The sequence below is a fragment of the Myxococcus sp. MH1 genome, from assembly GCF_059738865.1.
Window position 1 is genome coordinate 2,969,621 of sequence record NZ_AP026947.1, and the last position, 14,740, is coordinate 2,984,360.

16 protein-coding genes and 4 tRNA genes are annotated in these 14,740 nt (G+C 68.9%); 17 read left to right on the top strand and 3 right to left on the bottom strand.

The genetic code is table 11. The annotated features are described in order from the left end of the window. Positions 1–11: 11 nt before the first annotated feature. Positions 12–509, bottom strand: coding sequence for a caib/baif family protein (locus AC6JA9_RS12145; protein ID WP_194869545.1), 498 nt, complete (start codon positions 507–509; stop codon positions 12–14). A gap of 29 nt (positions 510–538) precedes the next feature. After that, complete coding sequence (locus AC6JA9_RS12150; protein ID WP_370640422.1) at positions 539–1,102, bottom strand: hypothetical protein; 564 nt, start codon at positions 1,100–1,102, stop codon at positions 539–541. A gap of 34 nt (positions 1,103–1,136) precedes the next feature. Here AC6JA9_RS12150 and AC6JA9_RS12155 point away from each other — a divergent pair, with 34 nt between their 5' ends. The 4 genes from AC6JA9_RS12155 to AC6JA9_RS12170 all read left to right on the top strand — a co-directional run bounded on the left by AC6JA9_RS12155 (position 1,137) and on the right by AC6JA9_RS12170 (position 5,773). Continuing rightward, the gene (locus tag AC6JA9_RS12155; protein ID WP_497959728.1) at positions 1,137–3,212 is read left to right on the top strand and encodes an ATP-dependent helicase; all 2,076 of its coding nucleotides are present in this window, start codon (positions 1,137–1,139) and stop codon (positions 3,210–3,212) included. A gap of 181 nt (positions 3,213–3,393) precedes the next feature. Further along, positions 3,394–3,840, top strand: a complete 447-nt coding sequence (gene rplM, locus AC6JA9_RS12160) for a 50S ribosomal protein L13 (protein WP_141326090.1) — start codon at positions 3,394–3,396, stop codon at positions 3,838–3,840. Between the two features lie 14 nt (positions 3,841–3,854). Further along, positions 3,855–4,256 carry a 30S ribosomal protein S9 gene (gene rpsI, locus AC6JA9_RS12165; protein ID WP_046712181.1) on the top strand — a complete coding sequence of 134 codons (402 nt, stop codon included), beginning with the start codon at positions 3,855–3,857 and terminating at the stop codon, positions 4,254–4,256. Between the two features lie 134 nt (positions 4,257–4,390). Further along, positions 4,391–5,773, top strand: a complete 1,383-nt coding sequence (locus AC6JA9_RS12170) for a type IV pilus twitching motility protein PilT (RefSeq protein WP_223750598.1) — start codon at positions 4,391–4,393, stop codon at positions 5,771–5,773. A 558-nt stretch (positions 5,774–6,331) separates the two neighbouring features. Here the strand turns inward: AC6JA9_RS12170 and AC6JA9_RS12175 are convergent. After that, on the bottom strand, positions 6,332–7,069 hold the full coding sequence (locus AC6JA9_RS12175) for a hypothetical protein (RefSeq protein ID WP_223750599.1): 738 nt from the start codon (positions 7,067–7,069) through the stop codon (positions 6,332–6,334). Between the two features lie 34 nt (positions 7,070–7,103). Here AC6JA9_RS12175 and AC6JA9_RS12180 point away from each other — a divergent pair, with 34 nt between their 5' ends. The 13 genes from AC6JA9_RS12180 to AC6JA9_RS12240 all read left to right on the top strand — a co-directional run bounded on the left by AC6JA9_RS12180 (position 7,104) and on the right by AC6JA9_RS12240 (position 14,734). Then, on the top strand, positions 7,104–7,607 hold the full coding sequence (locus tag AC6JA9_RS12180) for a regulatory protein RecX (protein WP_223784951.1): 504 nt from the start codon (positions 7,104–7,106) through the stop codon (positions 7,605–7,607). Positions 7,608–7,617: 10 nt separating this feature from the next. Continuing rightward, a complete protein-coding gene (locus AC6JA9_RS12185) occupies positions 7,618–8,394 on the top strand; it encodes an outer membrane protein assembly factor BamD (RefSeq protein ID WP_426747335.1) in 777 nt (258 codons plus the stop codon). Between the two features lie 17 nt (positions 8,395–8,411). Then, a complete protein-coding gene (locus tag AC6JA9_RS12190; RefSeq protein WP_497959731.1) occupies positions 8,412–9,116 on the top strand; it encodes a hypothetical protein in 705 nt (234 codons plus the stop codon). A gap of 42 nt (positions 9,117–9,158) precedes the next feature. Continuing rightward, entirely contained in the window at positions 9,159–9,881 is a 723-nt protein-coding gene (locus AC6JA9_RS12195) for a tetratricopeptide repeat protein (protein ID WP_046712186.1), read from the top strand. A gap of 5 nt (positions 9,882–9,886) precedes the next feature. Beyond that, entirely contained in the window at positions 9,887–10,822 is a 936-nt protein-coding gene (locus AC6JA9_RS12200; RefSeq protein ID WP_141326091.1) for a DUF4388 domain-containing protein, read from the top strand. Between the two features lie 78 nt (positions 10,823–10,900). Next, complete coding sequence (gene selD, locus AC6JA9_RS12205) at positions 10,901–11,941, top strand: selenide, water dikinase SelD (RefSeq protein WP_497960677.1); 1,041 nt, start codon at positions 10,901–10,903, stop codon at positions 11,939–11,941. Positions 11,942–12,002: 61 nt separating this feature from the next. Further along, a complete protein-coding gene (locus tag AC6JA9_RS12210) occupies positions 12,003–12,812 on the top strand; it encodes an N-acetylmuramoyl-L-alanine amidase family protein (protein ID WP_223750603.1) in 810 nt (269 codons plus the stop codon). Positions 12,813–12,899: 87 nt separating this feature from the next. Continuing rightward, entirely contained in the window at positions 12,900–13,613 is a 714-nt protein-coding gene (gene rph, locus AC6JA9_RS12215; protein ID WP_074957947.1) for a ribonuclease PH, read from the top strand. After that, positions 13,610–14,215 (top strand): XTP/dITP diphosphatase, encoded by a 606-nt coding sequence (locus AC6JA9_RS12220; RefSeq protein WP_223750604.1) that lies wholly within the window; start codon positions 13,610–13,612, stop codon positions 14,213–14,215. Before rph ends, AC6JA9_RS12220 begins: the two co-directional genes overlap by 4 nt. 70 nt (positions 14,216–14,285) lie before the next feature. After that, positions 14,286–14,359 (top strand) — tRNA-Pro (locus AC6JA9_RS12225). Positions 14,360–14,398: 39 nt separating this feature from the next. Then, positions 14,399–14,475, top strand: a tRNA-Arg gene (locus AC6JA9_RS12230). Positions 14,476–14,561: 86 nt separating this feature from the next. Next, positions 14,562–14,635: transfer RNA gene (locus AC6JA9_RS12235), tRNA-His, on the top strand. Between the two features lie 25 nt (positions 14,636–14,660). After that, positions 14,661–14,734 (top strand) — tRNA-Arg (locus AC6JA9_RS12240). Positions 14,735–14,740: the final 6 nt, after the last annotated feature.

Below are 14,740 nucleotides of genomic sequence, written 5' to 3' on the forward strand. Positions count from 1 at the left end.
CGCGAGGGGCACTACGGCAGCCCCAGCTCCTTGCGCAGCTTGCCCACGACCTTGAAGTACTCGGTCCGGGGGAAGGGGACGTTGAGGATGTGGAAGTCCTTCTTCGCCAGGCCCACGCACCCGAAGCAGTAGTTGCAGTCCTGCAGGTTGCGGCACATCACCAGGTAGGCGCTGGTGGTGCAGTTCTCGCTCTGCAGGCAGTAGGCGCACGCATGACAGCTCTTGCACTCCACGCAGTGCGAGCAGTTGTTGCACAGCTCGCACCGGGTGCAGTGCGTGCACTGGAAGCAGCTGTCGCAGTCCTTGCAGAACATGCAGTTGGCGCAGCGCTGACAGCCCTCGCACGCGTAGGAGCCCGGGTTGCCCGGGTCCGACGCGTAGCTCTTGGTGAGCTTCTGGAGCTGGTCCAAAAACTCCCTCTTGCCGAGCGAGGCCACGACCTCCCGCGCCGCCTTCTCCGCGGCGAGCAGGTCTCCTGCTTCGGACCGCGTACCTTTCTCCTTCACCACCCGGGACACTCCTTGCCCATTGTCGGACTTCACTGAAGCCGGGCCAGCCCGGCCAGGTCGATTCCTCGCGCCACCCGCCGCACCTCCACCGTGCCCGGAAAGCCCCGGCTGGTGACGGCCACCACGAAGCGATCTCCCACCAACAGGTTCGCCTCCGCCAGCGCCTCCTCCGCGTCGTACCTCACGAAGCCCACCGCGTCCTTCCAGTGGATGGGCGCCGCCGGGTCGCTCGCCGGCCGGTCCTTGGCCCGCTCGGCCGCGTCCCGGATGGCCTGCCCAATCTTCTGCCCCATCGTGGTGTCCACGATGCGCACCTTCACCTCGCGGCCCTCACCTCGGGTGAACAGCCGCTCCGCTTCCGACACGGACACCTCGCCGTACTTGCCGGTGGAGCCCTGGGTGCGCGCGACGGTGAAGCCCTCCAGCTCCTCCGGCAGGAACGGTGCCAGCGTCTTGAAGTACACGCAGGGCGCACTGGCGGCGGGGATGGAGGCCGTCACCTCGTCGGAGGTGCCCTCCGCTTTCGTGCACCCGACACCCGGGGCGAGCGCGAGCAGGAGGAGGGTGAGGCCTGGGAGAAAGTTGTCGCGCACGGCCGAATCAAAAGGTATCCCCGCCCCGCGCGCAATGGACCTCTCGAAGCTCAATCCTCCTCAGCGCGAGGCCGTGGTCACCCTCCAGGGTCCCTTGCTGGTCCTCGCGGGTGCTGGGAGCGGGAAGACCCGCGTCATCACCCACCGCATCGTCCACCTGCTCAACGAGCGGCCAGACCACATCCTGGCTCGCAACATCCTGGCCGTCACCTTCACCAACAAGGCGGCCTCGGAGATGAAGGAGCGCCTGGTCCACATGGCCGGGCCCCGCGCCCAGGGCGTGCTCGTGTGCACCTTCCACGCCTTCGGCGCGGAGATGCTCCGCGAGGACATCCACCGGCTGGGTTGGCCCAGGAAGTTCGCCATCGCGGACATGGGCGACCAGCTGGCCATCATCCGCCGCGCCATGCGGGAGCACCGCATCGACGACCGCGCCTTCGATGCGCGCAAGGTGCTGGGGCTCATCTCCAAGGCGAAGAACTCCGGCCAGGCGCCCGAGCCCAAGCCCGAGGGCATCGGCGACGACTACGACCTCATCACCCACATGGTCTACCCGGACTACCAGCTGGCGCTGAAGGCGCAGGGCTCGGTGGACTTCGACGACCTGCTCATCCTCCCCACGCGCCTCTTGCGTGAGCACTCGGACCTGTACCTCAAGTACACGCACCGCTTCCGCTACCTGCTGGTGGACGAGTTCCAGGACACCAACCTGGCCCAGCTGGAGCTGCTCAAGCTGATGGCGGGGCAGTCCAAGAACGTGTGCGCGGTGGGGGACGACGACCAGTGCATCTACTCGTGGCGCGGCGCGGAGGTGCGCAACATCCTCCACTTCGACCACTTCTTCCCGGGAGGGAAGGAGGTGCGCCTGGAGCAGAACTACCGCTCCGTGCAGATGGTGCTGGACGCGGCCAACGCCGTCATCGCCAAGAACCCCGAGCGCAAGGCCAAGCAGATGTGGACCGACCGCAAGGGGGGCCCCAAGGTGAAGGTGGTGGCGTGCCCCAATGACGAGGAGGAGGCCCGCTTCGTCGCGCACGAAATCCAGAAGCACATCTCGCTGGGCGTCCCCGCAGACGACATCGCGGTGCTCTACCGGACCAACGGCCAGTCGCACCCCATCGAGGAGATGCTGCGCGAGAAGAACATCGCCTACGAGGTGGTGGGCGGCAGCGAGTTCTTCGACCGGCGCGAGGTGAAGGACGTCATCGCGTACTTCAAGGTCATCGTGAACCGGCTGGATGAAATCTCGCTCATGCGCATCATCAACGTCCCGTCGCGCGGCATCGGCGACGTGACGGTGGAGCGGCTGCACGCGCACTCGCGCGCGGAGGGCGTCACGCTGTGGACGGTGATGCGCAAGGCGTCCGAGTACGACGATCTGCCCCCGGGCGCGGGCGCCAAGGTGCACGAGTTCGTGGACCTCATCGAGCGCTACCGCGCGGCGTACGAGCACGGGCAGCTGGCCGTGGCCACGCGCAAGCTCCTGGAGGAGATCGGCTTCCGGGACGCCACGCGCGCGCACGCCACCAGCGCCACCAGCGCGGACAAGAAGCTCAAGGGCGTGGACGGCGTCATCGACTCCCTGGAGCGCTTCGAGAAGCGCGAGGGCCCCAAGGCCAGCCTGCTCACCTACCTGAACCGGCTGAGCCTGGACAACAAGCAGGAGGAGGACGAGGACGTCCCGGGCAGCAACCGCCGCGTCACCCTGATGACCATCCACTCCTCCAAGGGCCTGGAGTACCGGCTCGTCTTCTTCATCGGGATGGAGGAGGACCTGATGCCCCACGGCGGCATGCAGGGCGAGGCCCAGAACCTCGAGGAGGAGCGCCGGCTCTGCTACGTGGGCATCACCCGCGCCAAGGAGCTGCTCTACCTCACCCGCGCCGTCACCCGCGTGAAGCGCGGCAAGGAGGTCCCCCGGACCCCCTCCCGCTTCCTGGAGGACCTGCCCGAGGACGTCATCGAGCACGTCACGCCTGATGCGCCGCGTCAGGGGCCGCCGACGGCGGAGGAGAAGAACTTCTTCGCCAACCTCAAGGAGCGCTTCAAGAAGCCCCAGCCGGGGACTCCAGGGGGTGGGGGCGTGCCTCCTGGGGGTAGGGCGGGGTAGGAAAAGAGCCTTCCGTGGCTCAGCGGCCCCCGCCAACCTTGACTTGATCCTCCATGACCGCTAGGAGGGTCGGCCTTTCCGGGCCTCTGCGGATGTTTCGTGGAGGACCTGTGGTTGGTTCCGCACGAGATGCGGTCCCCGGCATGCACCTGGCGACCGCGAGAAGTCTGGAGTGCACGAAATGTCGCAGAAGACCTACAGCGCGAAGGCTGGGGACATCAAGCGCCAGTGGCACGTCATCGACGTGTCCGACAAGGTGCTGGGCCGCGCGGCGAGCCAGATTGCCACCTTGCTCAAGGGCAAGCACAAGGCCATCTACACGCCGTCCATCGACACGGGCGACCACGTCATCGTCATCAACGCCGACAAGGTGAAGGTGACGGGGACGAAGGAGAAGGACAAGATGTACTACCGGCACCCGCACGCGGGTTTCCCGGGCGCCCTGAAGATCACCAACCTGGAGAAGCTCCGCCAGCGCCACCCCGAGGACATCATCATCAACGCGGTCCGCCGCATGCTGCCCCGCAACGCGCTGGGTCGGCAGATGATGACGAAGCTGAAGGTCTACGCGGGTGATACCCACCCCCACGCCGCCCAGAAGCCGGCTGCGTACTCGGTTGAGGCGTAAGGGAGACAACGTCCATGCCCATCCACCAAGAGCTCGGTTTCTACGCCACCGGCCGCCGCAAGGAGGCCACCGCTCGCGTCTGGCTGCGTCCCGGCACGGGTCAGGTCACCATCAACGGTCGTGAGATCAACGACTACTTCGGTCGCGAGACCTCGAAGATGGTGCTCAACCAGCCCCTCGAGATCCTCGAGCAGAAGGGGAAGCTCGACGTCACCGTGAACGTTCGCGGCGGCGGTCTCTCCGGCCAGGCCGGCGCCATCCGTCACGGCATCGCCCGCGCCCTGTGCGCCTTCAACCCGGAGTTCCGTCCGGCGCTGAAGAAGGCCGGCTTCCTCACGCGTGATGCTCGCGCGGTCGAGCGCAAGAAGTACGGTCAGCCGGGCGCGCGTCGCCGGTTCCAGTTCTCCAAGCGCTAACCGTTCAGGTTGGTCGCTCGCTGTCCTCCGCGGCGGAGGCTCTCTCACGAGGGTCTCCGCCGTGGTGTTTTCGGGGACTCACTCCACGGTGTGTCGCGCGGGCGCGGGAGCGTCTGCTACCATCCGCGACGCCCATGGAACTCAATGAGATCCTCCAGATCGCCCTGCGCGGCGGTGCCTCCGACATTCATCTCAAGGCCGGTCTGCCGCCCATGTTCCGGGTGGATGGCTCGTTGGTGCCGTTGAAGGACGGCCGTCGTCTTCCGCCCGAGGAGGTGGCGCGGATGGCGTTCGGCATCATGAACGAGTTCCAGAAGGAGAAGTTCAAGGCGAGCAACGAGGTGGACCTGGCGTACGGAGTCCCGGGCCTGGGCCGCTTCCGCGTGAATGTCTTCCAGCAGCGCGGCACCGTGGGCGCGGTGCTGCGAGTCATCCCGTTCAAGGTGATGACGATGCAGGACCTGCTGTTGCCGCAGGTGCTGGCGAAGATTTGTGGCGAGGAGCGCGGTCTCATCCTGGTGACGGGCACGACGGGCTCCGGCAAGTCGACCACGTTGGCGGCGATGATCGACCACATCAACTCCAACGAGACCAGCCACATCATGACGATTGAGGACCCCATCGAGTTCCTCATTCGCGACAAGCGCTCCATCGTGAACCAGCGCGAGGTGGGCGTGGACACGATGAGCTTCGCGCAGGCGCTCAAGAGCGCGCTGCGGCAGGACCCGGACGTCATCCTCGTGGGCGAGATGCGAGACCACGAGACCATCGAGACGGCGCTGCACGCGGCGGAGACGGGCCACCTGGTCATGTCCACGCTGCACACGCTGGACGCGACGGAGACGGTCAACCGCATCGTCTCCGCCTTCCCGCCGCACCAGCAGAAGCAGGTGCGCATCCAGCTGGCCTCGGTGCTCAAGGGCGTGGTCAGCCAGCGACTGGTGCCGCGCGCGGACGGCAAGGGCCGCGTGGCCGCGGTGGAGGTGCTGCGCGTCACCGCGCGCGTGCGCGAGCTCATCGAGGACAAGGACCGCACGAAGGAGATCCACGACGCGATTGCGCAGGGCACGGACTCCTACGGGATGCAGACCTTCGACCAGTCGCTGATGAGCCTGGTGCGCCAGGGGCTGGTCACCTACGACGAGGCCCACCGTCAGGCGTCCAACCCGGACGACTTCGCGCTGCGCTTCTCCGGCATCAGCGGCACGTCCGACTCCAAGTGGGACAGCTTCGATGCGAAGCCGGGCGAGGCCCGTCCGATTCCGGGCTCGGCCGCCTTCGCGCAGAAGGGCGCGCCCGTGGGGGCGGCACAGCCTCCCGCCGCGCCGCCCACGCCGGCGCCGGTCCAGGTCGCGCGTCCCGCCACGCCCGCCGCGCCGAACGTCGCGCGTCCGCCCGCACCCGCGCAGGCCATGCGCCCGGCCGCGCCTCCGCCGGCGGCCCGTCCTCCCGCGCCGGCCCCCGCGCCCGCTCCGGCGGCGGGTGGGGACGACGACTTCCAGATCGAACGCTTCTGAGTCGAAGGGGCACCGTGGGTCGAGACCGCCGCGCGCGGTCTGGCCTCGGTGCTCCGTTTGATGCCACTGAGTGGCGCGAGGCCGCGAACGCTTGGCCTCGGTGCTTCGTTTGATGCCACTGAGTGGCGCGAGGCCGCGAACGCTTGGCCTCGGTGCTTCGTTTGATGCCACTGAGTGGCGCGAGGCCGCGAACGCCCGGCCTCGGTGCTTCGTTTGATGCCACTGAGTGGCGGCGAGGCCGCGAACGCCCGGCCTCGGTGCTTCCCCGAAGCGTTGAGGGGCCATGAGAGCGGGTCGCCGCGAACGGCCCAGCCCCGGTGCTCTGCCTCGTCTGTCGGGAGATCCCCGTGAGGCGAGACGGCTCCGTGCCGTCGCCCACCTGTGTGACGCGACCTGCGAGAGGGGGCGCGTCTCGCTCAGCGGGCTGCGTCCAGGGGCATCGCTCAGGCTCGTGACGGGGAAGGGGAGTCATCCTCCCGTCCATCCGATTCGCACGACCTGGCATCAGCCACTTCGAGCGGCGGGCCGCGAGGGCCCACCGCCGCGTCACAGGGGGGACTACGCGTCTTCCTCGCCCAGCATGGCCCTCAGGCGCGACAGGCGCAGCGGGCCCATGAGGCCCTCCTTCGCCAGCGCCTGGAGCAGGTGGGCGGTGGCGTGCACCTTCTCCTCCTGCTCCTCCTCGGGCTTGTCGGCCACCTGCGCGTCCAGCAGGGCCTCGATGTGCTCGGGGTTGATGGGCGCGGGGCCCTCCGCCCAGGCGATGTCGAACAGCGCCCTCGCCATGACCTCGCGCACCTTGCGCTCGGCGTCGTCCTTCGAGGCCTTCACGAAGCCGACGAACAGCGCGTCCACCGCCTCCTTCGTCAGCGCGGCCAGCGCGGGCACCTCGCCCAGGGACTCCTTCACGTACTCGCGGTCGAAGCTGTCCACGTCCTGCTCGTAGCCGAACGCCTCCTCCAGGAGGATGGAGGCGATGAACGCGTCCGTCTCCTCCTCGCTCGCGCCCTCCTCGGCCAGCGCCTCACGCGCCTTCTTCGTGGCCTCGGTCAGCTCCGCGTCTTCCTGAATCGCGCGCGCCGACGCGTGCGCCGCCAGCAGCACCAGCGCCGCCTGGGCGTCCGAGGACAGGACGCGGCCACCCACGTCCATCAGGATGGCGGCCTGGCGCGGGTGCGCCTTGGCGGCCTCGGCGAAGAACTGCTCCTCCGGGTCGAGGGCGCCCCCCGCCTGCTGCTTGCGGAGCGTCTCCTTCGCGACATCGGCGGTGAGGTAGCGGGCAAGGACTGGATGCATGCCGCGCCTGTTACCACATGCTACGTATCCCGCCATGCTCCCGGAGGATGAAGGCCCCGAGGCCGTCCAGCGCGCCACGGATGCGGGACTCAAGCTGCTGGGCATCCGCGCCCGCACGCGCCAGGAGCTGCTCCAGGCCCTGGAGAAGAAGGGCTTCGCCCCCTGCGTCCGAGACGCCGCGCTCGCCCGCCTCCAGGGCTGGGGCTACCTGGACGACACCCGCTTCGGAGAAGCGCGCGCCGCCTCCCTCCTGCGCTCGGGCAAGGGCCCCGCCTCCATCCTCCAGAAGCTGCAAGCCCACGGCCTGTCCGAGGACGCGGCCCAGGACGCGCTGGAGTCCGCCACGGACGCGGTGGACTTCGACGCCGTCGCCGCCGCGCGCGCCGTCCTGGAGAAGCGGGGGCTGGCGGCCCGGCCGCTCGACGAGAAGGCCTGGGCCCGCGCCGCGCGGCTGTTGTCCGGGCGGGGATTCTCCGAGGACGTCATCCAGCAACTGCTCGGCGAACCTTCACTGGACCCCTCGGGGCCGGACGAATAGCGTGCCGCCGATGCGTTCCGTCGTCGCCTTCCTGACCGTCGTCCTCTTGTCCGCCTCGGGTTGCTCCACCCTCTCCGGCTCCCAGGGGGGAGACCCCGACTACGCCGCCGACGCGGAGGAGAACCTCCGGCTCGGCAGCGAGGCGCTCGAGAACAAGGACTTCTTCAAGTCCCAGAAGTACTTCGAGTACGTCCGGGTCAAGTACCCGTACCAGGAGGCCGCCCGCGAGGCGGAGCTGCGCCTGGCGGACCTGGACTTCGCCCGCGAGGCCTTCGCCGAGGCCCGGGACCAGTACCAGGCCTTCATCAAGCTCCACCCCACGCACGCCAAGGTCGACTACGCCGCGTTCCGCTCGGCGCTCACCCACGTGGAGGACTACCCGTCCGACTTCTTCGCGCTGCCGCCCTCCAAGGAGAAGGACCAGGGCGAGATTCGCGCCGCGCTCTCCACCATGGAGGAGTTCCTCCGCCAGTACCCGGATTCTCAGTACGTCCCCGAGGCCAGGCGGCACGCGGACGACGCGCGCAAGCGCCTGGCCGAGCACGAGCTGTACGTGGCCCGCTTCTACACGAAGCGCGAGCGCTGGAAGGCGGTGGCCCAGCGCCTGGAGTCGCTGCTCACGAAGTACCCCGGCACGCCGTACGAGGAGGAGGCCCTCTTCGACCTGCACGAGGCCTACGTGAAGCTCAACGACCCCAAGCGCGCCGAGGAGACCCTGCGCCAGGTGCTGCGCCGCCTGCCGGGGACGCCCGCCGCCCAGAAGGCCCAGCAGATGCTGGGCACGTGAGGTCCCCGGCAGGCCGCGTGAGGTCCACCGAGGAGTGGAGCCGGCTGGGGGGCTTGGTCATCGCCGGACTGGCGGTGCTCGCCGCCTGCGCGGTGCTCATCCCCCGGCTCCTGGGCTTCGCCGCGGGCCCCGAGGCGGAGATCATCACCGCCCTGAAGCACACCGAGGCCTATGGGTTTTCCCTGCCCATCCCCCTCGCGGACGCGCCCCTGGTCTCCCAGGAACTCCACTTCGCCCGCATCACGGTGACGGTGGAGCCCGGCGGCCAGCGCGCCGAGGCCCACGCCACGCTCGACTTCAACGGCACCCTCGGCCCCACCCGCGTGGGCACCGCCGGCGTGGAGAAGGTGCCCTTCGTGCGACGCGGGGGCGACTGGGTGCCGGAGAAGAACACCTCCCCCCGACTGGTGGCCGTCGTCACGGCGCTCGAGGCGCGGCGCCGCGCGCTGGAGGCCGCGGACGCGGAAGGCCTGGCTCGGCTCTCTGTTCCGGGGAATCCCGGAGTGGGGGGCGCCGAGTGGAATGAACTGAAGACGTTGCGAGGGCGCTTGTATCGGGCGGAGGCGTGGTACATCCGGTTGGAGCGGGAGCAAGCAGTGGTGACGGAGCACTGGCGGTTGCAGGGCTCCCTCCCGTCGAGGCCGGTGGACACCCGGGGCCAACGGTCGCTGTCGCTCACGCTTCACGGTGATGAATTCTTGTTTTCGCCCGGGCTCATGTAGGCTAGCCGCGTCGGAGGCAGGGCCCGAGGACGGGCCGGAGTCATGGAAGAGCCCCTCAAGCAGCTACTGACCCTCGGGCGCGGCTACTTCGAGAAGAAGCAGTACGCCCAGGCCGAGCAGTACCTCGCGAAGATCGTCGAGCAGAATCCGACGTTCGCGGACGTGTTCAACATGCTCGGCATCATCTACCACGACCAGGGCCAGTTCGCCCGGGCCCAGCGGGCGTTCGAGTCCGCGCTGAACCTGAATCCGGCGTACACCGAAGCGGCGCTCAATCTCGCGGTCATCTACAACGACATGGGCAAGTACGCCGAGGCGAAGGAGGTCTACCAGGCCGCCTTGTCCCGGCAGAAGACGGGCCCCGGGGAGCTGGACCCCTACGTCGAGAAGAAGATCGCCAACATGTACGGCGAGATTGGCGACGTGTTCGCCTCGAGCGGCGCATGGCAGCGCGCCATCGAGGAGTACCGCCGCGCGCTGGGCCTGTGCCCACAGTTCGTGGACATCCGCCTGAAGCTGGGCAATGCCCTGCGTGACGCGGGGGACAACGCGGCGGCCATCGCCGAGTACGAACAGGTCATCGCGCAGAACCCGTCCTACATCCCCGGCCGTATCCAGTACGGGGTGGCGCTGTATTCCGCCGGGCGCAGGGCGGAGGCGGTGCAGGTGTGGGAGGACGTGCTGGCGCGCAGCCCCGACAACAAGAGCGCGCAGATGTACCTCAACCTGGTGAAGGACCCCGGCAAGGTGGAGCAGGCGGGTTGATGACCATGGATATCTCGAAGACCTATGCCCTGAAGTTCATCTCCGGGAAGTACCAGGGCGGAGAGTTCCCCCTGAAGGCGGAGAAGCAGATCGTCATCGGCCGCTCCAGCGAGCTGGACATGGTGCTCGTGGAGGACATGGTCTCGCGCAAGCACGCGAAGATCAGCTTCTCCAACGGGAAGATCACCATCGAGGACCTGGGCTCCACCAACGGCACCTTCGTCAACGGCGAGAAGGTGAAGCAGGCGGGGCTCAAGGAGGGGGACCGCATCCTCATCGGCACCTCCATCCTCAAGCTCGTGCACCAGGGCGCCGACGGCGCCAACGTGGACGAGAGCACGGCCAAGCTGAAGCTGGAGGAGGCCGCCGCCGCCCAGGCCGCGCGGACCACCACCAAGGGCAGCTCCATGACGGGGAAGATTGAAGAAATCCCCCTGCCGGACCTGCTCCAGCTCTTCCACACCTCCAAGAAGAACGGCGTGCTGGTGGTCAACAGCACGCAAGAGGGGAAGATCTACCTGCGCCAGGGCCGCGTGTACTACGCGGTCATCAACGAGAACCACAACCTGGGGCCGCAGAAGAGCTTCAACCGCATCATCACCTGGGAGTCGGGTGACTTCGAGCTGCGGCCGGCGGACAGCCAGGAGTTCATGGTGGAGCTGGACTCGTCCACCGAGGCGCTGCTGATGGACGCGCTCCGTCAGCTCGACGAGCTCAAGCGGCTGCAGCCGAGCCTGCCGCCCCCGGAGGCCATGCTCCAGCTGTCGGTGCCGCTGGTGCCGCCGCTCAAGGAGCTGACGCCGGAGCTGCTGGACGTGCTCCAACTGGTGCTCAACCAGGGCACGCTGGCGGGGGTGCTGGACCGGGCGGACGCGGATGACGTCGTCACCGCCGAGGGCCTGGTGCACCTGCTCAAGCGCGAGTACGTCCGCATCATCTAGGTCGCACACGAAGCCCGCTCTCCTCCAGGGAGGGCGGGCTCCATCTGAAGGGATGTCGCCGTGGCGGACGCGAAGTCGGTGAAGCGCCTGCGCCTCACCGAGCTGAGTCACTGCGCGGGTTGCGCGGCGAAGCTGCGGGCCGGGGACCTGGCCCAGCTCTTGGGAGGGCTCAAGGCCTCCCGCCCCCCGCAGGCGCTGGTGGGCTTCAACACGAATGACGACGCGGCCGTCTACCGCCTCTCGCCCGGCCTCGCCGTGGTGGAGACGGTGGACTTCTTCCCGCCCGTGGTGGACGACCCGTTCCAGTTCGGCGCCATCGCCGCGGCGAACGCGATGTCGGACATCTGGGCCATGGGGGCGAAGCCGCTGTTCGCGCTCAACCTCGTGGGCTTCCCGGATGAGCTGCCCAAGTCCGTGCTGGCGCGCATCCTCGAGGGAGGCCAGTCCAAGGTGGAGGAGGCGGGCATCCCCATCCTCGGCGGCCACAGCATTCGAGACCCCGAGCCCAAGTACGGCCTGGCCGTCACCGGCGTGGTGCACCCCAAGAAGGTGCTCACCAACGCGGGCGCGAAGCCGGGGGATCTGCTGCTGCTCACCAAGCCCTTGGGGACGGGCATCGCCACCACCGCCATCAAGCGGGGCGTGGCCTCCAAGCAACTGCAGAAGAACGTCATCGGCGTGATGACCACGCTCAACCGCGCCGCGGGCGAGGTCTTCGCCTCGGGCCGGTTCAAGGTGAACGCCCTGACGGACGTGACGGGCTACGGCCTGTTGGGCCACCTGCTGGAGATGATGACGGCCGCGAAGACGCGCGCGGCGCTGGATTTGGAGCGCGTGCCGCTCATCGCCGAGGTGCCCTCGCTGGCCGAGGCGGGCGTGGTGCCGGGCGGGACGAAGTCGAACCTGGAGCACGTGCAGAAGAAGGTCCGCTTCCCCAAGGGGCTCCCCGAGGCCATCCAGTGGGTGCTCGCGGACGCGCAGACCAATGGCGGACTGTTGGCCTGCGTGCCGGCGAAGGACGCGGTCAAGGCGCTCAGGGCCCTGGACAGGGCCGGGGTGGACGCGGCGCTGCTGGGCGAGGTCCGCGCGGGCCGTCCGGGCATCGACGTCATCGGCTGAACCGGGCGCCGGGCGGGGATTTCGCGCCCGGGGTGGGGCTCCGCTAGCATCCCCCTCCGGCATGAAGTCGTCCTCCCGCTCCCTGCTGCTCCTCCTCGCATGCATCTGCTGGGTTCCCGTCACGGCGGGAGCCGGCGAGCGCCCCGCGCGCATCGTCATCGACCCGGGCCACGGCGGCGTGAAGGAAGGCGCCAAGGGGCCCGGCGCGCTGCGCGAGAAGGAGGTGGCGCTGCAGATTGCCCACCGCCTGCGCTCCAGGCTGGAGGCGGCCGGCGGCGAGGTGTACCTGACGCGCGAGCGCGACGCGCTGGTGAGCCTCACCGAGCGCGTGGAGATGACGAACGACCACGGCGCCGACCTCTTCATCTCCATCCACGCCAACTCCATGCCCACGCCCCGCATGAGGGCACGCACCGAGGGCGTGGAGACGTACTTCCTGTCGGCCAGCGCCTCCGGTGAAGCGGCGCTCGCGGTGGCGGACCGGGAGAACTCGGAGGCGCCCATGTCGCGGGCGGCGCGCGGCGACTCGACGCTGGCGCTCATCCTCGATGACCTGGTGCGCACGGAGGCGCACTCGGACTCGTCCCGGCTGGCCTACGCCATCCACCCCCGGCTCGTGGCGCGCACGCGGGCGGCGGACCGGGGCGTGCAGCAGGCGCCCTTCTTCGTGCTCTCCGGCGTGGAGTGCCCGGCGGTGCTCGTGGAGGTGGGCTACATCTCCCATCCCGAGGAGGGCCTGAAGCTGGGGCGGGCGGACTACCAGGAGAAGCTGGCCGAGGCCATCAGCGAGGGCGTGCTCGCCTTCCTGAAGGACACGCGGCGCAGGGACGCGGCCCGGCCGGCCCAGGTGGCGGGCTCGCAGACGCCCTGAGTGGACACCGGGCCGACTCGGACGACACGCGGGCCACGCGGCTCTGGTAGAGAAGGGACGCGCTCATTCCCTACCCAGGAGCTCGCCGTGCGTTCCTTCCAACGTGGTGCACTGGACCTTCGCCCCGTCATCCTCACCCCCGGAGTGTCCCGCTACGCGGAAGGCTCCGTGCAGGTGGAGTTCGGCAACACCAAGGTGCTCATCACCTGCTCCACCGAGGAGCGCGTGCCCCCGCACCTGATGGGGAAGGGGACCGGCTGGGTGACGGCCGAGTACGGCATGCTCCCGCGCGCCACGCACACGCGAAACCAGCGCGAGGCGGCCAAGGGCAAGCAGACCGGCCGCACCATGGAGATCCAGCGCCTCATCGGCCGCTCCCTGCGCGCGGCGGTGGACCTGTCCACGCTGGGCCCGCGCACCCTCACGCTGGACTGTGACGTGCTCCAGGCGGACGGCGGCACGCGCACGGCGTCGATTACGGGCGCGTACGTGGCGGTGGTGCTCGCGCTGCGCTCGCTGCAGAAGCAGGGCACGCTCACCAAGCAGCCCAAGCTGACCCCCATGGCCGCGGTGTCCGTGGGCGTGGTCAACGGGGAGGTGCGCGTGGACCTGGACTACGAGGAGGACTCCAAGGCGGACGTGGACCTCAACATCGTGGCCACGGGAGACGGGCGCATGGTGGAGGTGCAGGGCACCGCCGAGCACCAGCTGTTCGACCGCAAGACGCTGGACGCGATGCTCGACGGGGGACTTGCCGCCATCCATCAGCTCGTGGCCGCGCAGGCCAAGGCGCTCGAATGAGCACGCCCTCGCCGAAGCTGCTCTTCGCCACCACCAACAAGGGGAAGCTGCGCGAGCTGCGCCAGCTGGTGGGGGACTCGGTGGAGGTGGTGTCGCTCGCGGACCTGCCGCCGGTGCCGGAGCCGGAGGAGGACGGCGACACCTTCGAGGCCAACGCGGTGAAGAAGGCGGTGGAGTACGCGCGGGCCACGGGCCTGCCGGCGCTCGCGGATGACTCGGGGCTGTGCGTGGACGCGCTCGACGGCCAGCCCGGGGTGCTGTCCGCCCGCTACGCGCCCGGCGACGACAAGGCCCGCTACGAGAAGCTCCTCTCGGAGCTGCGCGGCGTGCCCGACGAGAAGCGCACGGCGTCGTTCCGCTGCGCGCTGGCGCTGGCATGGCCGGATGGGCGCACGCACGTGGAGGAGGGGCGGTGCGAGGGGCGGATCGGACACGCGCCGAAGGGTGAGCACGGCTTCGGGTACGACCCTGTCTTCATCCTTCTGGACAGTGGCCGGTCGCTCGCGGAGCTCACCGCCGAGGAGAAGTCCGGCATCTCCCACCGGGGCGCGGCCTTCCGGAAGATGAAGCCGAAGCTGCTCTCGCTCGCCGCGCGTGCGTGAATGGCGAGGTCAGGCACGTGGGCCTTGCGCGTCCGTCCGCGATGGTTCAACAATGCCGGACTCTACTTTTCGGGGCGTAGCGCAGCCTGGTAGCGCACCTGCCTTGGGCGCAGGGGGTCGGAGGTTCGAATCCTCTCGCCCCGATTTTTTCAAGTAGGGAGTGGATGCAGGTAGCCCGGCCCAGCTCCAATAGCTCAGCTGGATAGAGCACCGACCTTCTAAGTCGGGGGTCGCAGGTTCGAGTCCTGCTTGGGGCGCCAACCTGGCTGTCGTCACATTTGGGCCTTGAACTGGCCCGGCTTTCCACGGTAGGGAAGCCCCCGCTTCAAACGCCGTAGCGGTAACGGCGGCCATAGCTCAACTGGTTAGAGCGCTGGACTGTGACTCCAGAGGTTGCCGGTTCGACCCCGGTTGGCCGCCCACCTTCTTCCCCTGTTCGTAGGTTGCGCTCGTAGCTCAACTGGATAGAGCACTGGGCTTCGAACCCAGGGGTTGGGGGTTCAAGTCCCTCCGAGCGCGCTCTCC

Coding starts and splice junctions, on each gene's coding strand:
- AC6JA9_RS12180 (WP_223784951.1), top strand. CDS start 7,104: ATGCTCCCGGAGGATGAAGGCCCCGAGGCCGTCCAGCGCGCCACGGAT.
- AC6JA9_RS12200 (WP_141326091.1), top strand. CDS start 9,887: ATGGATATCTCGAAGACCTATGCCCTGAAGTTCATCTCCGGGAAGTAC.
- rpsI (WP_046712181.1), top strand. CDS start 3,855: ATGCCCATCCACCAAGAGCTCGGTTTCTACGCCACCGGCCGCCGCAAG.
- AC6JA9_RS12155 (WP_497959728.1), top strand. CDS start 1,137: ATGGACCTCTCGAAGCTCAATCCTCCTCAGCGCGAGGCCGTGGTCACC.
- AC6JA9_RS12220 (WP_223750604.1), top strand. CDS start 13,610: ATGAGCACGCCCTCGCCGAAGCTGCTCTTCGCCACCACCAACAAGGGG.
- AC6JA9_RS12210 (WP_223750603.1), top strand. CDS start 12,003: ATGAAGTCGTCCTCCCGCTCCCTGCTGCTCCTCCTCGCATGCATCTGC.
- AC6JA9_RS12195 (WP_046712186.1), top strand. CDS start 9,159: ATGGAAGAGCCCCTCAAGCAGCTACTGACCCTCGGGCGCGGCTACTTC.
- AC6JA9_RS12185 (WP_426747335.1), top strand. CDS start 7,618: ATGCGTTCCGTCGTCGCCTTCCTGACCGTCGTCCTCTTGTCCGCCTCG.
- AC6JA9_RS12170 (WP_223750598.1), top strand. CDS start 4,391: ATGGAACTCAATGAGATCCTCCAGATCGCCCTGCGCGGCGGTGCCTCC.
- rplM (WP_141326090.1), top strand. CDS start 3,394: ATGTCGCAGAAGACCTACAGCGCGAAGGCTGGGGACATCAAGCGCCAG.
- AC6JA9_RS12175 (WP_223750599.1), bottom strand. CDS start 7,069: ATGCATCCAGTCCTTGCCCGCTACCTCACCGCCGATGTCGCGAAGGAG.